Origin of the sequence: Flavobacterium xylosi (genome assembly GCF_042787345.1) — a bacterium.
In the GTDB taxonomy this organism is placed as follows: domain Bacteria; phylum Bacteroidota; class Bacteroidia; order Flavobacteriales; family Flavobacteriaceae; genus Flavobacterium; species Flavobacterium xylosi.
In genome coordinates this window covers 16,692-34,520 of record NZ_JBHZPZ010000004.1, presented here as the reverse complement: position 1 = coordinate 34,520, position 17,829 = coordinate 16,692, and the positions used below count along the sequence as shown (strand labels likewise).

16 protein-coding genes and 1 riboswitch are annotated in these 17,829 nt (G+C 35.4%); of the genes, 14 read left to right on the top strand and 2 right to left on the bottom strand.

Features of this window, described 5'->3' with window-relative positions:
* Positions 1 to 32: 32 nt before the first annotated feature.
* The gene (locus ACFX5E_RS04235) at positions 33 to 611 is read right to left on the bottom strand and encodes a MarC family protein (RefSeq protein WP_379854121.1); all 579 of its coding nucleotides are present in this window, start codon (positions 609 to 611) and stop codon (positions 33 to 35) included.
* 253 nt (positions 612 to 864) lie between these two features.
* On the opposite strand from ACFX5E_RS04235, the gene ACFX5E_RS04230 reads away from it, so the two are divergent.
* The 5 genes from ACFX5E_RS04230 (at position 865) to dgt (ending at position 7,588) form a co-directional block, all read left to right on the top strand.
* Positions 865 to 1,431, top strand: a complete 567-nt coding sequence (locus tag ACFX5E_RS04230; protein ID WP_379853927.1) for a DUF3109 family protein — start codon at positions 865 to 867, stop codon at positions 1,429 to 1,431.
* A 262-nt stretch (positions 1,432 to 1,693) separates the two neighbouring features.
* On the top strand, positions 1,694 to 2,671 hold the full coding sequence (locus ACFX5E_RS04225) for a ribonucleotide-diphosphate reductase subunit beta (RefSeq protein WP_379853926.1): 978 nt from the start codon (positions 1,694 to 1,696) through the stop codon (positions 2,669 to 2,671).
* A gap of 276 nt (positions 2,672 to 2,947) precedes the next feature.
* Complete coding sequence (locus ACFX5E_RS04220; RefSeq protein WP_379853925.1) at positions 2,948 to 5,356, top strand: ribonucleoside-diphosphate reductase subunit alpha; 2,409 nt, start codon at positions 2,948 to 2,950, stop codon at positions 5,354 to 5,356.
* Between the two features lie 304 nt (positions 5,357 to 5,660).
* Positions 5,661 to 6,140 carry an RDD family protein gene (locus ACFX5E_RS04215; protein ID WP_379853924.1) on the top strand — a complete coding sequence of 160 codons (480 nt, stop codon included), beginning with the start codon at positions 5,661 to 5,663 and terminating at the stop codon, positions 6,138 to 6,140.
* Between the two features lie 104 nt (positions 6,141 to 6,244).
* The gene (gene dgt / locus ACFX5E_RS04210; RefSeq protein ID WP_379853923.1) at positions 6,245 to 7,588 is read left to right on the top strand and encodes a dGTP triphosphohydrolase; all 1,344 of its coding nucleotides are present in this window, start codon (positions 6,245 to 6,247) and stop codon (positions 7,586 to 7,588) included.
* Between the two features lie 324 nt (positions 7,589 to 7,912).
* Here dgt and ACFX5E_RS04205 read toward each other — a convergent pair whose 3' ends face one another.
* Positions 7,913 to 8,938 (bottom strand): LacI family DNA-binding transcriptional regulator, encoded by a 1,026-nt coding sequence (locus ACFX5E_RS04205; RefSeq protein ID WP_379853922.1) that lies wholly within the window; start codon positions 8,936 to 8,938, stop codon positions 7,913 to 7,915.
* A 343-nt stretch (positions 8,939 to 9,281) separates the two neighbouring features.
* On the opposite strand from ACFX5E_RS04205, the gene rplM reads away from it, so the two are divergent.
* From rplM to thiC, 9 genes are all read left to right on the top strand, one after another.
* Positions 9,282 to 9,737, top strand: coding sequence for a 50S ribosomal protein L13 (gene rplM, locus ACFX5E_RS04200; RefSeq protein WP_073204674.1), 456 nt, complete (start codon positions 9,282 to 9,284; stop codon positions 9,735 to 9,737).
* Positions 9,737 to 10,123, top strand: a complete 387-nt coding sequence (gene rpsI / locus ACFX5E_RS04195; protein WP_073204671.1) for a 30S ribosomal protein S9 — start codon at positions 9,737 to 9,739, stop codon at positions 10,121 to 10,123. The genes rplM and rpsI overlap by 1 nt, the downstream gene beginning before the upstream one ends.
* A gap of 175 nt (positions 10,124 to 10,298) precedes the next feature.
* Positions 10,299 to 11,105: a 30S ribosomal protein S2 gene (gene rpsB / locus ACFX5E_RS04190; protein WP_379853921.1), complete on the top strand. Its 807-nt coding sequence runs from the start codon at positions 10,299 to 10,301 to the stop codon at positions 11,103 to 11,105.
* Between the two features lie 132 nt (positions 11,106 to 11,237).
* Complete coding sequence (tsf, locus tag ACFX5E_RS04185; RefSeq protein ID WP_379853920.1) at positions 11,238 to 12,062, top strand: translation elongation factor Ts; 825 nt, start codon at positions 11,238 to 11,240, stop codon at positions 12,060 to 12,062.
* Positions 12,063 to 12,406: 344 nt separating this feature from the next.
* On the top strand, positions 12,407 to 13,780 hold the full coding sequence (locus ACFX5E_RS04180) for a S8 family peptidase (RefSeq protein WP_379853919.1): 1,374 nt from the start codon (positions 12,407 to 12,409) through the stop codon (positions 13,778 to 13,780).
* Positions 13,781 to 14,115: 335 nt separating this feature from the next.
* Positions 14,116 to 14,769 carry a queuosine precursor transporter gene (locus tag ACFX5E_RS04175; RefSeq protein ID WP_379853918.1) on the top strand — a complete coding sequence of 218 codons (654 nt, stop codon included), beginning with the start codon at positions 14,116 to 14,118 and terminating at the stop codon, positions 14,767 to 14,769.
* Positions 14,770 to 14,772: 3 nt separating this feature from the next.
* Positions 14,773 to 15,333, top strand: coding sequence for a DNA-3-methyladenine glycosylase I (locus ACFX5E_RS04170; protein WP_379853917.1), 561 nt, complete (start codon positions 14,773 to 14,775; stop codon positions 15,331 to 15,333).
* Between the two features lie 91 nt (positions 15,334 to 15,424).
* A riboswitch (TPP riboswitch) is annotated at positions 15,425 to 15,521 on the top strand.
* Positions 15,522 to 15,584: 63 nt separating this feature from the next.
* Complete coding sequence (gene thiS / locus ACFX5E_RS04165) at positions 15,585 to 15,791, top strand: sulfur carrier protein ThiS (protein ID WP_379853916.1); 207 nt, start codon at positions 15,585 to 15,587, stop codon at positions 15,789 to 15,791.
* 186 nt (positions 15,792 to 15,977) lie between these two features.
* Positions 15,978 to 17,822, top strand: a complete 1,845-nt coding sequence (gene thiC, locus ACFX5E_RS04160; RefSeq protein ID WP_379853915.1) for a phosphomethylpyrimidine synthase ThiC — start codon at positions 15,978 to 15,980, stop codon at positions 17,820 to 17,822.
* Positions 17,823 to 17,829: the final 7 nt, after the last annotated feature.

The following is a 17,829-nucleotide window of genomic DNA, read 5'->3' as shown; positions in this document are numbered from 1 at the left end:
TGCGTTATGGGGTAAATTTATGAAAATTTATTTTACACAAACAAACCTTTAACATTCGCGGCGAATAATTTAACAGCGATGGCCAGTAGAACCACTCCAAAAGTCTTTCTAATCACTCCAAGTCCGTTCTCTCCCAACAGTTTTTCGATTCTTGCGGATGACTTCAAAACAATGTATACGAGTATGATATTTAGAATAATGGCAATAACAATATTAATAGTTTGAAATTCCGCTTTCAAGGATAATAAAGTGGTCATCGTCCCGGCTCCGGCAACAAGTGGGAACGCTATTGGTACTATTGATGCTGAGCTGGCGGCTTCATCGCGATACAATCGTATTCCCAATATCATTTCTAATGCTAAGAAAAACAAAACAAAAGATCCTGCAACGGCGAATGAATTAACATCAATTCCAATTAAATTTAAAAATTCTTCACCTATAAAAAGGAAAACAATCATGATAGCTCCTGAAGCTAATGTTGCTTTTTCTGATTCGATATGTCCGAATTTAGCTCTTAAATCAATGATAATGGGGATAGTGCCAATAATGTCAATTACTGCAAAAAGGACCATACTCACGGTTACAATCTCTCTAATATCGAATCCTATCATGTCTTTTTTTGGTCGTAAAGTTAAACTTTTTAGCATATTATCAGTTAAAAAACAAGGGTATTCCGATATTTTTAAGCTTTTTTTAAACTAATATAAAATATTTTCCGCTACTATTTTCTGTGTAATGTCCAATTTGGATCTGATTTTATCGTTGGAAGATTCGGCTTTATAGAAGGTTAAAGTTGGGTTTTAACTAAAAAATTACCATATACTTTGACTACCTTTGCAGTCATAATCACAGTACCCCAAAATAATGTTTCAATTAGGAAAAACCATTGTCTCAGAAGACATACTCGGAAAAGATTTTGTTTGCAATTTGTCAGCTTGTAAAGGAGCCTGTTGTGTAGATGGTGATGCCGGAGCTCCGTTGAGTCTTGAAGAAACAAAAATTTTGGAAGAAATCTATCCTAAGATTAAACCGTTTTTACGTAAAGAGGGAATTGCCGCAATTGAAGCGCAGGGAACTTGGGTAAATGGTACCGATGGTGATCTTGAAACGCCATTGATTGATAATAAAGATTGTGCTTATGTTATTTTTGATGGTAAAACGGCCCTTTGCGGTATCGAACAAGCCTATAATCAAGGAATAATTGACTGGAAAAAACCTGTTTCCTGTCATCTCTACCCAATTCGTGTCAAAGACTTTACCGAGTTTGCCGCTGTCAATTATGACAAGTGGGATATTTGTGACCCGGCCTGCTCTTTAGGTCAGGAACTCGAGGTGCCGGTGTATAAATTTGTCAAAGAAGCTTTGATTAGAAAATTTGGAGAAGACTGGTATGCAGAGCTTGAAAAAGTAGCACTGGACATGAAAAAATAATTTCAAAATAATTAAAAAAGTCCTTGTTTTTTATTTTTATAATCCTATATTTTACGGTACTTTACGCGCTTTTTTATTTTTCAAGGAACTGATATTCAGTTTATTGAAAAAGGCTCGAAAAATATTCCGTTTTATCTCATTTGTTAAAAACTAAAGCCGATTGTGGATAAGTTTGGCTTTTATAAGTCGCAATATTTTACAATCTTTGTAATCCACAGAAAGCACAGAATTTCGTTAAAATCTCAAAAAACACACACTTATAATGGCGCAAGTTGAACCAATTTTACAAGAAAATAAAAATCGTTTCGTAATTTTTCCTATCAAACACCATGATATTTGGGAATGGTATAAAAAAATGGAAGCCAGTTTCTGGACTGCTGAAGAAATAGATTTGTCTCAGGATTTGAATGACTGGAATAACAAGCTTTCTGATGACGAGCGTTATTTTGTAAAACACATTCTTGCTTTTTTTGCTGCTTCTGACGGAATTGTAAACGAGAATCTGGCTGAAAATTTTGTGAACGAAGTGCAGTATGCGGAAGCAAAATTCTTTTACGGTTTTCAGATCATGATGGAAAATATTCACAGCGAAACGTATTCGTTACTGATTGACACTTACGTAAAAGATGAAGCTGAAAAGGATGAATTATTCAACGCTTTAGAAGTTTTTCCTGCGATTAAGAAAAAAGCAGACTGGGCTTTGAAATGGATTGAGTCTGATTCATTTGCCGAAAGACTGATTGCTTTTGCAGCAGTGGAAGGAATCTTCTTTTCGGGAGCATTTTGTTCTATTTATTGGTTGAAAAAACGTGGATTAATGCCAGGATTGACCTTTTCTAACGAATTGATTTCTAGAGACGAAGGCGTTCATTGTGATTTTGCGGTGCATTTACACAACCATCACTTGGTGAATAAAGTGCCAAAAGAAAGAATAAGAAGCATTATTGTAGACGCTTTAAATATAGAAAGAGAGTTTATCACCGAATCACTTCCGGTGAGTTTGATTGGGATGAATGCGGTTTTGATGACACAATATTTAGAATTTGTGGCAGATAGATTGTTGGTTGAATTAGGTTGCGACAGAGAATACAACACTTCTAATCCTTTTGATTTTATGGACATGATTTCGCTTCAAGGGAAAACAAATTTCTTTGAAAAGAAAGTAGCCGAATATCAAAAAGCCGGGGTTATGAATACCGACGGTGACGCTCAAAAAATATCTTTTGATGCAGATTTTTAATTTTTTTTAATTTTTCTTGAATCATTATCATTTCTTTTTTGTGAATGGTTTGAATTATACTGAATTTCTTCCTACTACTGTTGCACTAGCCCAGATAGTAGCGGAAATCCTTTCTAATCCTGAACTTGTTTCAGGATCCTGAAACAAGTTCAGGACTAGAAAGATTGCAACGGATAGCTGGAAATGGCTCCAAATAAAGATGCTGAAACAAGTTCAGCATATTACAAATAACGAAAAACGGCGAAGGGATTTTCTGTTTTAAAAACAAACAAAAGTATGTACGTAGTAAAAAGAGACGGCCACAAAGAGCCAGTAATGTTCGACAAAATCACGGATAGAATTAAAAAACTATGCTATGGTTTGAATGATTTGGTAGATGCTGTGAAAGTGGCAATGCGAGTAATTGAAGGACTTTATGATGGAGTTTCTACGTCAGAATTAGATAATTTAGCAGCCGAAACTGCGGCATCGATGACCATCGCGCATCCTGATTATGCACAATTGGCAGCGAGAATCGCAATTTCGAATTTGCATTCCAATACAAAAAAATCATTTTCGGAAACAATGAACGATATGTTTCATTATGTAAACCCGAGAAATGGACAAGATGCGCCTTTATTGTCTGAAGAAGTGCATCAGGTGATTATGAAAAATGCTGAATTTTTGGATTCACATGTGATATATAACAGAGATTTCAACTACGATTATTTTGGTTTTAAAACGCTGGAACGTTCTTATTTGCTAAAAATAAATGGTAAAATCGTGGAACGTCCGCAACATATGTTGATGCGTGTTTCGGTTGGAATCCATTTAGATGATTTGGAATCAGTGATAGAGACTTACGACTTAATGTCGAAAAAATTCTTTACACACGCAACTCCAACTTTATTCAACGCGGGTACGCCAAAACCTCAAATGTCTTCTTGTTTCCTTTTGGCGATGCAAGACGATAGTATTGACGGGATTTACGACACGTTGAAACAAACGGCAAAAATCTCGCAATCAGCAGGTGGGATTGGGCTTTCTATTCACAATGTTCGTGCGACAGGTTCTTATATTCGTGGTACAAACGGAACGTCAAACGGAATTGTTCCTATGTTGAGAGTTTTCAATGATACTGCAAGATATGTAGATCAAGGTGGTGGAAAACGTAAAGGAAGTTTTGCGATTTACATCGAAACTTGGCATGCGGATATTTTTGAATTCCTGGACTTGAAAAAAAATACCGGAAAAGAGGAAATGCGTGCCAGAGATTTATTCTTCGCGATGTGGACTTCGGATTTGTTCATGAAACGCGTGCAAGAAGACAGTTATTGGACTTTGATGTGTCCTAATGAATGTCCGGGATTGTATGATGTTTATGGCGAAGAATTTGAAGCGATGTACATTGATTACGAGCAACGCGGAAAAGGTCGAAAAACCATCAAAGCGCATGAATTGTGGGAGAAAATTCTGGAATCGCAAATTGAAACGGGAACACCTTATATGTTGTATAAAGATGCAGCTAATAGAAAATCAAACCAGAAAAATCTAGGTACGATTCGTTCATCGAATTTGTGTACGGAGATTATGGAATATACTTCCAAAGATGAAATTGCAGTTTGTAACCTGGCTTCTCTTTCCTTGCCAATGTTTGTTGCCAATGGAAAATTTGATCATGAATTATTATATACGGTTACAAAACGGGTGACGAGAAACTTGAATAAAGTGATCGACAGGAATTATTATCCGGTAATAGAAGGAGAAAATTCTAATAAACGCCACAGACCAATTGGTCTTGGAGTGCAAGGATTAGCTGATGCTTTCATTTTGTTGCGTTTGCCTTTTACCAGTGACGAAGCTAAAAAGCTGAATCAGGAAATTTTTGAAACCTTATATTTTGCTGCTGTAACTGCATCGATGGAAATGGCAAAAGAAGAAGGGCCTTATTCTAGTTTTGAAGGTTCGCCAATATCTCAAGGAGAATTTCAATATAACCTTTGGGGATTGAAAGATGAGGAATTATCAGGACGTTGGGACTGGGGTTCATTGAGAAAAGAAGTGATGGAACACGGTGTGAGAAACTCCTTATTAGTTGCGCCAATGCCAACCGCATCGACGTCGCAAATTTTGGGTAACAACGAAGCATTCGAACCATATACTTCTAATATTTACACAAGACGAGTACTTTCGGGAGAATTTATTGTCGTGAACAAGCATTTATTACACGATTTAGTGGAACGTGGTTTGTGGAACGAGACATTGAAACAGGAATTAATGCGAAATAACGGTTCTGTTCAAGACCTTAATATTCCGCAGGATTTGAAAGAATTGTACAAAACGGTTTGGGAAATGTCAATGAAAGACATTATCGATATGTCACGTCAACGTGGTTATTTTGTGGATCAATCGCAATCATTGAACTTGTTTATGCAAAATGCGAATTATTCTAAATTGACATCGATGCATTTCTACGCTTGGCAATCCGGATTGAAAACTGGAATGTATTATTTAAGAACAAAAGCTGCGGTGGATGCGATTAAATTTACATTGAACAACGATAAGAAAGCGGAGCCAATTGAATTAATTGAGCAACCAGTATCAGTTGAATCTGTTGCGGTGGAAATGTCTGCCGAAGAATACAGAACCATGATTGAGCTGGCTAAAAATGCTGGTCCGGACGAATGTGAAATGTGTGGGTCTTAAGGATTTTAGAATAATGATTAACGATTTTTGATTTTTGGTCGAAAATCCGTGATAAATAAATCTATTGTCATTTAGACGAAGGAGAAATCTGAAGCAGTTATTGTAATGATAACTGCTTTTTTTTGGAACTAATTCCCGCTTTCCGTTACAATCTTTTTATTTTTAAAGTAAAAATAAAAAGGATTTTCACTTTAATCGGGACTAAAAGATCAAGAAGTTACTTCTTAAATTTGTAAATAATTCACTATATTTGAGAAGATTGTTGGTCTTAAAGCCTTTTTTATAATAATCAAAAACATTAAATATGGAAAATAGAAAATTCACAATTACAGATGATTTATTAGCTTCCAAAGGGGAACGTTTTCTGAATTTCATTATAGATTTACTGATTATTTACATCATCGCGGTATGTATAGTAGCCACCATAAATATAATTGGAAATGTAACGAACAGTTATGGGGCATCGAACTGGGTTAAATCATTGAGTTTGATTGAGAATTTATTTTTTGGACTTATTATCTTGTTTTTTTACTATGCATTTACGGAGATGTATTTCTCCAGAACATTCGCCAAGTATTTTACCAAAACTATGGTGGTAAGAGTCGATGGCTCAAAACCAAATACTAAAAATTTTATGATACGAACCGTATCCCGATTAAACCCTATTGATCCTTTTTCATTTCTGGGTAAAACCGAAAGAGGATTGCATGATACATTATCCGCAACTTATGTGGTGAAAAAGCACAAGTTTGTTGCGAAAAAGAAACTATTTTCAGTGGAATAAGGAAATAAGAAAAGATAAAAAAGCGGTCATTTTAGACCGCTTTTTTGCTTTTAAACACAACCTTTTCTTTATATTAGCCCATTCTAATTACCAAAAACAAAAGGATGAACTGGGAACAACTTTTATCACTAAAACGTCAGGGAGACAAAGGCAAAAGATTGCGTATAGAACAAGATGACACCCGCTTGGGTTTTGAGGTTGATTATGATCGTATTATCTTCTCGGCGGCTTTTAGAAGTTTACAGGACAAAACGCAGGTTATTCCGTTATCAAAGACTGATTTTGTGCACACCAGATTGACGCACAGTTTGGAAGTTTCGGTTGTAGGCCGTTCTTTAGGCCGATTGGTAGGAAAAAAAATCATCGAAAAATATCCGCATCTAAAAGAAGTTCATGGCTATCACATGAATGATTTTGGGGCTATTGTTGCTGCCGCATCTTTGGCGCATGATATTGGGAATCCGCCTTTTGGACACTCCGGAGAAAAAGCGATTGGCGAATATTTTTCCATTGGAAACGGACAAAAATACAAAGATCAGCTTTCGCCAAAAGAATGGCAGGATTTAATTGATTTTGAAGGAAATGCTAATGGGTTTTCTGTTCTTACGGCTAGTCGTCCAGGGATTGAAGGTGGACTGCGAATTTCCTATGCAACTTTGGGCGCTTTTATGAAATATCCCAAAGAAAGTCTGCCAAAAAAACCAACCAAAAATATTGCCGATAAGAAGTATGGTTTCTTTCAAACGGATAAAACTTTTTTTCAAGATGTAGCTTCTGATATGGGAATGATTCCAAATAAATCAGGGAGCGACATTGGTTTTGAAAGACATCCTTTGGCTTATTTAGTTGAGGCAGCAGATGATATTTGTTATACCATTATTGATTTTGAAGACGGAATTAACTTAGGTCTGGTTTCCGAAGATTTTGCTTTGGAATATTTGATAAAATTAGTAAAAGACAGTATAGATACCTCTAAATATAAGACTTTAGAAACCAAAGAAGATCGCATAAGTTATTTACGTGCCTTGGCCATTGGGAGTTTAATCAATGATGCTGTAAAAGTTTTTATCGAAAATGAAGCACTAATTCTGGAGGGCAAATTCCCTTTTGCCATTATGGACAAAAGCAAGTATAAGGCACAAATGGATGATATTATCAAGATAAGTGTTAATAATATTTATCAAAGCAGGGAAGTAATCGAGAAAGAAATCGTGGGTTATCAGATTATTCAAACCTTGTTGGATAAATTCATTACCGCATTCAACAATAAATTCAATGGGAATGCCTCTAATTATGATGCTTTAATTTTAAAGATGTTGCCGGAAAAACATCATTTGGAAAAAGATAACCTGTACAGTCGCTTGCTGCATATTTGCCATTTTATTTCCTTGCTTACCGATGGTAATGCTTTGTTGTTTTATAGAACAATAACTGCCGTTAAAAGTTAAATTTCGAACGATTTAACGGTTGATTTTTAAATCGAATAAAAATAATTAAGTTTGTCGCAATAACTAACCATAATTGAATTCAACCAAATTTATGAAAAAAATCACCCTGTTGATTTTATTTTAAAACTATTGATTTAAGCCGTCTTCAAAAAGAAGTTTATATTTTGAAAGTTAATGGTGATGATCTTGTTTTTAGTGAAAAAATTATTTTGAATTAAATTTGAGTTAATTGAGTTTAGTAAGTATTTGAAGAGATGAAAAACCAAATTCAGATTTAATGAAAAAATCCATCAGACTTTTTTGACTGATGGATTTTTTTATGTTTTATAATTTCCGTGTTGATTCTCGTTCTTTTAATTTAGTTTTAATGACAACGGTTTCGTACGGGATGTTCTCTTCGGTTGATTCCAGCCTTTTGATCAGCAATTTTGCGGCCACCTCGCCTATTTCGATACCGTGCTGACTTACCGTTGTTAGGCTTGGTGACAGTCTTCTTGAAGCAAGAATTCCATCAGCAAAGCCTATAATCGATAGCTCTTCTGGAATTTTATATCCTTTTTTAATACCAAATTTCAATGCCGCCACAGAGTCACTTTCTTCTAACGCAAAAATTCCATCAATTGTATTGTTGTCAAAATTCTTCTCAATTTTCTCGTTTAAATCCTCTTCAGAATCTGTTCTCAGGATTAAATTCGGATTAAAGATAATGTTATTATTCTCCAATGCCTTTAGATAGCCTTCAGCTCTGAGCTTGCCAACACTTAGATTATCTATAGAAGAAAATAATGCAATATTCTTGCATCCTAAATCTATTAAACGTTGTGTAGAATTTAAAGCAGAATCAAAATCATCAACAATGACTTTATCACAATCTACTCCTTCGGCAGTTCTGTCAAACATTACTATGGGAGTGCCGTCATTAATAATTTCTTTGAAATGATTGTATTCATGAAGTTTTTGAGCTTCTTCAGAAACCGATAAAATAAATCCATCTATAGTCCCATTGCTTAGCATTTCAAGTGTATGGGCTTCTTTTTCTAAAGATTCGTTGGAGATACACATTATGACATTATATCCTTTTTCGTCAGCCACTTTTTCTATACCACTAAATACTTTGGCAAAAAAAGAATTTAGAATGTTAGGTATAATTACTCCAATCGTTTTTGTTTTTCTGTTTTTAAGATTCAGACCAATAATGTTTGGTTTGTAATTTTTGAGTTTTGCGTATTCTTTAATTTTAATTTTTGTCAACTCACTAATCTCCGGGCTGTCATTAAGGGCTTTTGAAACCGTAGAAACAGATACATTAAGTTCTTTTGCAATTTGTTTTAATGTTGCTTTGGCTTTCATAAGGAGAAATTTATTGTAATTTATAATGTAAAAAATAATACAAGATAGAAATAATTATAATATTAACTATATAAATAACAAAAATAGCCATTAAAATATAAAATTTACCTTTGAAAAATGATTAATGTATAATATAATTATAAAAAATGATATCGGTTTAGTTTAATAAGTCAACTATCTATTAATTCTAAATTCAATCTTCGAGGAATATTTTAAATATACATTTGATTATCAGAGTCAAAACAAGATAAAAATAATCATTTAAGGTATTTGGATTTAAAATAATTAATTGTACTTTTGCAACCCCTTTATAGGGGATGGAATGTTTAATTAAAAATATATTATGGACGCATTAAGCTACAAGACACAATCAGCAAGCAAAGCCACCGTTACAAAAGAGTGGATTGTTGTAGATGCTGATGGTCACAACTTAGGTCGTCTTGCTTCAAAAGTCGCTATGATTTTGAGAGGTAAGTACAAGCCAAGTTACACACCACACGTGGACTGCGGAGATAACGTAATCGTTATCAACTCAGAAAAAATCAACCTTACAGGTAACAAAATGGACGAGAAGACTTACATTCGTCACACAGGTTATCCAGGAGGTCAAAGAACTTTAACTGCTAAAGTATTGCAAGCAAAAAATCCTGCATTATTAGTAGAGAAAGCTATTAAAGGGATGTTACCTAAAAATAAATTAGGAGCTGAACTTTTTAGAAATTTAAATGTTGTTGTAGGATCAGAGCACAAACAAGGCGCTCAAAAACCTAAAACAGTTAACCTTAACGATCTTAAGTAATGGGAGTAATTCACAAAATCGGTAGAAGAAAAACCGCTGTTGCACGTGTATACGTTTCGGAAGGAACGGGAGTAATCGTTGTAAACAAAAAACCATTCGAAACTTATTTCCCTACTGCAACTTTACAGTACAAAGTATTACAACCTATGTCTATGACAGAAAATGTAAGCAACTTTGACGTAAAAGTGAACGTTTACGGAGGTGGTTCAACTGGTCAAGCAGAAGCTGTAAGAATGGCATTAGCACGTGTTATGTGTGAAGTAAATGCTGAAAACAGAGCTATCTTGAAACCAGAAGGTTTATTGACAAGAGATCCAAGAATGGTTGAACGTAAGAAATTCGGTCAGAAGAAAGCTCGTAAGAGATTCCAATTCTCTAAACGTTAATATTACCTGTCTTGTTCAAATAGGACAAGACATCGTTCATTTATTATTGAATTTAAAAAACAAAGTTGTTGTTGCTCTCCTATTGAGGTAGGAAATAGTTTAGCATCTAAATGTATATAGCCGGGAAACCGCCATTTATGCATTGCTAATCAACAGAACGTAAACTAGAACAAAAATGGCAAACAAAGTAGAAGTTAAAGACTTACTAGAAGCAGGTGTTCACTTCGGACACATGACTAGAAAATGGGATCCAAACATGGCTCCTTACATCTATATGGAGCGTAATGGTATTCACATTATCAATCTATATAAAACTGCAGCAAAAATTGAAGAAGCTAATGAAGCTTTGAAAAAAATCGCTGCATCAGGTAGAAAAATATTATTCGTTGCTACCAAAAAACAAGCAAAAGACATCGTTGCTGAAAAAGCAAAAGCTGCAAACATGCCTTATATCACTGAAAGATGGCCTGGTGGAATGCTAACTAACTTCGTAACTATCCGTAAAGCTGTTAAAAAAATGGCTACTATTGATAAAATGAAGAAAGACGGTACATTCATGACCCTTTCTAAAAAAGAACGTTTACAGGTTGATCGTCTTCGTGCAAAATTAGAGAAAAATTTAGGTTCAATCGCTGACATGTCTAGACTACCAGCTGCATTGTTCGTAGTTGATATCAAAGCGGAACACATCGCAATAAAAGAAGCTCAAAAATTAAACATTCCAGTTTTCGCAATGGTGGATACCAATTCTGACCCAAGAGAGGTTGAATTCGTAATCCCATCTAACGATGATGCTTCTAAATCAATTGATAAAATTTTATCTTTAGTAACAGCTGCAATTGTTGAAGGACTTTCTGATAGAGGTTCTGACAAAGAAGGTGATGCTCCAGTTGAAGCAACTACAGAAGTAGTAGCTCCTGCTGAAGTAGCTGAGGTTGCTCCTGCTGTTGAAGCAGCTGCTCCTACTGCAACTGAAGAATAAATAAACATTTAATTCCAAGTTTTAATTCCTCTCCATAAAAAATTAGAAACCTAAAGTTGATAATTTAATAAAATTGGAAACTGGATTTGAAACTTGGAATTTTTTACTTTTAACCTTAAAAAAATATACAATATGGCAACAATTACTGCTGCAGACGTAAATAAATTAAGAACAATCACTGGTGCAGGAATGATGGACTGCAAAAAAGCTTTGGTTGAAGCAGACGGAGATTTTGATTTAGCTATCGAAAACTTACGTAAAAAAGGACAAAAAGTAGCTGCAAACCGTTCAGATAGAGAATCTACTGAAGGTGCTGCAATTGCTGTTGTTAATGCTGACAAAACTGCTGGTGTAGTTATCACATTAAACTGTGAGACTGACTTCGTAGGTATGAATGAAAACTTTGTAAAAATGGCTACTGAAATGGCTAATTCAGCATTGAACTTCAATACTAAAGAAGAATTTTTAGCGAGTGATTTCAACGGAATGACTGTTGCTGATAAATTAATAGAGCAAACTGGAGTTATCGGTGAAAAACTAGAAATTAGAACTTTCGAGAAATTAGAAGGTGCTTTTATCGGGTCTTACATCCACTCTGGAAACAAAATCGCTACTTTAGTTGCTTTATCTGCAAAATTAGATGGTGCTGATGAAGTTGCAAGAAACATCGCTATGCAAGCTGCAGCTATGTCTCCTATCGCTTTAGACGAAACTGGTGTTGATGCTGAAACTATCGCTAAAGAAATCGAAATTGCTAAAGATATCCTACGTCAAGAAGGAAAACCAGAAGCAATGTTAGACAATATCGCTAAAGGTAAATTGGCTCGTTTCTTTAAAGACAATACTTTAGTAAACCAAGATTATATCAAAGACAACAAAATGAGCGTTGCTGCTTATGCGAAATCTTTAGACAAAGATCTTATCGTTACCGGTTTCAAAAGAGCGGCGCTAGGATAAATTGATTTTTTGATTTCAGATTATAATATTTGATTTCAGATTTATATATAACCCATTTCAAAGAGATTTGAAATGGGTTTTTTTTATCGGATTCATTCATTAAAAAAGAACTCTTAAACATATTAGATTATAAAAAACTGAACTTCATGCAGTGTACATTAGTCACTAACAATTTAAATTAAATAGCTTATAAATACAAAACGAAAATTCCTACCTCAAAACACGGATCATAAAAATGCAACATAAAAAGACCATCACCTAAAATTATTTATATTTTTACCAAAAAAGTTATAGTTACCCTATTTTTTTAATACATTTAACGTTTAAAACCAAAACTCAAATTTATGAAGAAATTATTTATTGCCTCCCTAGTCTTGTTCGCATTTTCCTCTTGTACTGATGAAAATTTAAATCAAACAGAAATAGTACAAAACAAGGTACAACCAAGTTATGTTCCGAACCAACTACTTATTAAATTCAAACCTACAGAAACTGGAGGTAAAACATCAGCAAACATTTTATCTCTAATTGGAGGATCTACAGTAGAAGTTATTAACACTAATTCTATGAAAACTTCCAATGCTAAAACAAACACCACAAGTGGAAAACTTTTATTGGTAAATTCAAAGTTAGGCACAATGGAAGCTATTGAGCTTATTAAAGATTTACAAGGAGTAGAGTATGCAGAGCCAAACTGGATATACAATCATTTTGCAGTTTCAAATGACACTTATTATACTAGTGGTTCACTTTGGGGAATGTTTGGATCTACAACTTCTCCATCGAATCAGTTTGGTTCAAATGCAGCAGTTGCTTGGGCAAACAATAAGTTAGGATCCGCAACTGTATATATTGGAATTATTGATGAAGGCTATATGTATAACCACGAAGATCTTGCAGCAAATGCTGGTAAAAATCCTGGTGAAGTGGCTGCAAATGGTGTAGATGATGACGGGAATGGCCTTGTTGATGATGTGTATGGCTGGGATTTTGCAGGAAACGACAATACTGTTTTTGACGGAGTTGACGATGATCACGGAACGCATGTTGCTGGAACTATTGGAGCTGTAGGTGGCAATGGAAAAGGAGTTGCTGGAGTTGTATGGAACGTTAAAATGCTAAATGCTAAATTTTTAGGCGGAACAGGTGGAACATTGGCAAATGCAATAAAAGCAGTTGACTATTTCACTAATTTAAAAACAAGACAAGGCTTAAACATTGTAGCTACTAATAACTCTTGGGGAGGAGGAGGATTCTCGCAAGCCCTTCAGGATGCAATTGAAAGAGCTAATTCTGCTGGAATACTGTTTATTGCTGCAGCAGGAAATAGTGGAACTAACAACGATGCTACACCAAGTTACCCAGCAAGTTACCCTAATGCAAACGTTATTGCAGTTGCATCGATTACAAGTACCGGAGCCTTGTCCAGTTTTTCTCAATATGGTGCTACATCTGTTGATATTGGTGCTCCTGGTTCAGGAATTTGGTCTACAGTTCCTACAAGATCTAAGGGCCAGAATATTTCTAGCTACGCTAGCTATAATGGAACTTCTATGGCAACTCCACATGTTTCTGGAGCAGCTGCTTTATACGCATCATTAAATCCTGGAGCAACCGCAGCGCAAATTAAAGGGGCACTTTTGAATAGCGCTACACCTACTGCATCACTTTCAGGAAAATGTGCAACAGGCGGCCGATTAAATGTAAGTGGATTCTAATATAGTACACTAAAATAAAACAAAAAGAGTACACTAGTTGTACTCTTTTTTTTGTGACCAAGATTTTGCATTGCCTTAAAATCTAAATTGTCTAAAATAGTATAAATACAAATCGTAAACTGTGTCTCGTTTGATGACTATTGCAGTAAATTATGATTATGTTAAAATCTAAAAAAATAAGAATAGATATGTGGATAAAATCTTAAAATAAAATTATGTTGTGCTTGAATACTAATAGTTGTTTTACAATATTTTGATATTAAAAAAAAATGAAAAAAAATTTCAAAATTAAAATTTCAAATTAAATTCCTAATTTTGAAATCAAACCAATAGCTATGTTTAAAACCAAAAAAGAACTTGTCTTCGTTATTCTAGCCGGAATCTTCATAACCAATGCCGTTACTGCTGAATTAATCGGAGGGAAACTGATACAAATAGGTCCATTTGTAATGAGTATCGGAATTTTACCCTGGCCCATTGTTTTCCTGACTACCGATTTAATCAATGAATATTTTGGAGAAAAGGGAGTGAAAAAACTGTCTTTAATCACTGCCGGTTTAATTGCTTATACATTTATCCTCTTATTTTTAGCCATAAACATTCCTGCAGCAAAAGGGATAAGCCCAGTAAACGACGATCAGTTCTTTATGGTTTTTGGGCAAAGCATGTGGATCATCGTTGGAAGCATTATCGCCTTTTTAGTTTCTCAATTGATTGATGTAACTATTTTTTGGTTTTTTAAAAACCGTACAGGAAATAATAAAATATGGCTCAGAGCAACGGGTTCCACTATAATTTCTCAATTATTCGATTCTTTTATTGTCCTTGGAATTGCTTTTTGGCTACCCGGAAAAATTAACTTTGATACTTTTATCAGTTCTGCATTGACAGGTTACACATTCAAACTAGGAATAGCTATTTTATTGACCCCGCTAATTTATTTGGGACACTACATTATAAAAAAATATTTATCAGAAGAAATAGAATAGATCATGGAAGAAAAAACAAGATGCAAATGGTGTGTGGGTATTGATATTTACGAAAGATACCATGATGAGGAATGGGGAGTTCCAGTTTATGACGACCAAAAATTATTTGAATTACTGATTCTCGAAACTTTCCAAGCTGGACTAAGTTGGATTACAATCCTAAAAAAGAGAAAAAACTTCCAATTAGCTTTTGATGATTTTGACTATAAAAAAGTTGCCCTTTACAGCGAAGATAAAATCCAGGAATTGCTGCAAGACGCAGGGATTATTCGCAATCAGTTAAAAATTCGTGCAACAGTTTCAAATGCAATTGCCTTTATGAAAGTGCAAGAAGAATTTGGCAGTTTTTCAAAATACATTTGGAAATTTATAGATGGACAACCCATTCAAAATAACCGGCAATCTTTAAAAGAAGTTCCTTCTACCACACCAATTTCGGATGAAATAAGCAAAGATTTGAAAAAACGTGGGTTTAAATTTGTTGGTTCAACCGTAATTTATGCACACATGCAAGCAACCGGAATGGTTGATGATCATGTAGCAGATTGTTGGAAAAAACAGTGATTTTTTAAAAATCAATAACAAAACAAGTTTAAAAAGTTTCTTTTTTTTTCAAAATTTAAGAATTACATCTAGAAAAATATCCTACATTTGTTTCACACTTTAGGGGTGTCTACAACATTGTAGGCTGAGAATTACCCTCTGAACCTGATCTAGCTCATACTAGCGTAGGGAAAAGTAAGATGACTTCCTTGTACATTTATGTACTCCTGTAGCCATTCCTAAAGTATAACCTTATACTAAATTCAAAAGGAATGGAACTCAAAATCAACAATCAAACAAAACAATTTGCAACTGACAGTCTTACTGTTCAGGCACTTCTTGACTTGGAAATTCCCATCAAACAAAATGGAATTGCCGTAGCCATCAACAATACTGTGATTCCAAAATCTGACTGGAATTGCCATCCTATACAAGAAACCGACGACATTCTCATCATCTCTGCAACTCAAGGAGGATAGTTTGGCTGCTCGGGCGGGCTATCCATTTCAAGTCCGCAGTTGCAATCCTATAAAACATAGTCTTAGTCAAAGCTTCCTAAAGGTCGCTTCACTAATCCTTGTTTTATGAGGCTTTCCACTTTACGGGCTTTCCATTACTATCCCTAGCAGAAGACAAACACTCATCAAAACATAAACTACTAAACAATGAATAACGAAGAAAAAATCTCAAGAACTCCTTTCCCAAACTCTACAAAAATTTACGTAGACGGAACCATTCATCCCATAAAAGTAGCCATGCGAGAAATTGCATTATCAGACACTAAAATGTCAAACGGCAGAATAGAAAAAAACCCGCCAGTAACAGTTTATGATACTTCTGGTCCATTCACCGATCCAAATATTGAAATAGACATTCGAAAAGGATTGCCACGCATCCGTCAACAATGGATTTTGGACCGTAATGACGTAGAAGAATTAACTGAAATCTCTTCTGAATATGGAAAAAAGCGTTTGAATGACGAAAAACTAGACGAATTGCGTTTTGAATATTTACACAAACCCATGCGTGCCAAAAAAGGAGCCAATGTATCCCAATTGTATTATGCAAAACAGGGAATCATTACACCAGAAATGGAATACATCGCTATTCGTGAAAACCAACGCTTGGAGCTAATAAACGAACAAACCAAGGCCATGCAACACCAACACGAAGGAAATAGTTGGGGCGCGAACACTCCCTCCCTTTCGGGGAGGGCCGGGGTGGGGAAAATCACACCGGAATTTGTACGTAGCGAAGTTGCCAGAGGTCGTGCTATTATTCCAAATAACATTAACCACCCAGAAAGCGAACCCATGATTGTAGGTCGTAACTTCTTGGTAAAAATTAATGCTAACATCGGGAACAGCGCCGTAACCTCAACTATCGAAGAAGAAGTAGAGAAAGCAGTTTGGGGTTGCCGCTGGGGAGCTGACACGATAATGGATTTATCAACGGGTAAAAATATCCACGAAACCAGAGAATGGATTATCCGAAATTCTCCAGTACCTATTGGAACGGTACCAATTTACCAAGCTCTAGAAAAAGTAAATGGCGTGGCCGAGGATCTCACTTGGGAAATCTATCGCGATACGTTGATAGAACAAGCCGAACAAGGTGTTTCTTATTTCACTATTCATGCCGGCGTTTTATTACGTTACATCCATTTAACAGCCAACCGCGTTACCGGAATTGTTTCCCGTGGAGGCTCTATCATGGCAAAATGGTGTTTGTATCACCACAAAGAAAACTTTCTTTATACTCATTTCGAAGAGATTTGCGAAATCATGAAACAATATGATGTAGCCTTTTCATTAGGAGACGGTTTGCGCCCAGGTTCTATTGCCGATGCAAATGATGCGGCTCAGTTTGCCGAATTAGAAACACTTGGGGAACTGACAAAAATAGCTTGGAAACATGACGTTCAGGTATTTATTGAAGGTCCTGGTCACGTACCAATGCACATGATTAAGGAAAACATGGACAAACAATTAGAACATTGTGATGAAGCGCCATTTTACACTTTAGGACCATTAACAACTGATATCGCTCCGGGTTATGACCATATCACTTCTGCGATTGGAGCTGCAATGATTGGCTGGTATGGCTGTGCAATGTTGTGTTATGTTACGCCAAAAGAACACCTCGGTTTACCCAACAAAAAGGATGTCAAGGACGGTGTCATCACTTATAAAATCTCCGCACATGCAGCAGATTTGGCTAAAGGTCATCCAGGATCACAATACCGTGACAATGCATTGAGCAAAGCGCGTTTTGAATTCCGTTGGGAAGACCAATTCAACTTGTCATTAGATCCAGATACAGCTCGTGAATTTCATGATGAAACCTTGCCGGCTGATGGTGCCAAAGTAGCACATTTTTGCTCTATGTGTGGACCAAAATTTTGCTCCATGAAGATCTCACAAGAAATTCGTGATGTTGCCGAAGCTGAAAAAGGAATGGCAGCCAAATCAGAGGAGTTTATTGAACAAGGGAAAGAAATTTACATATAAGAAATTA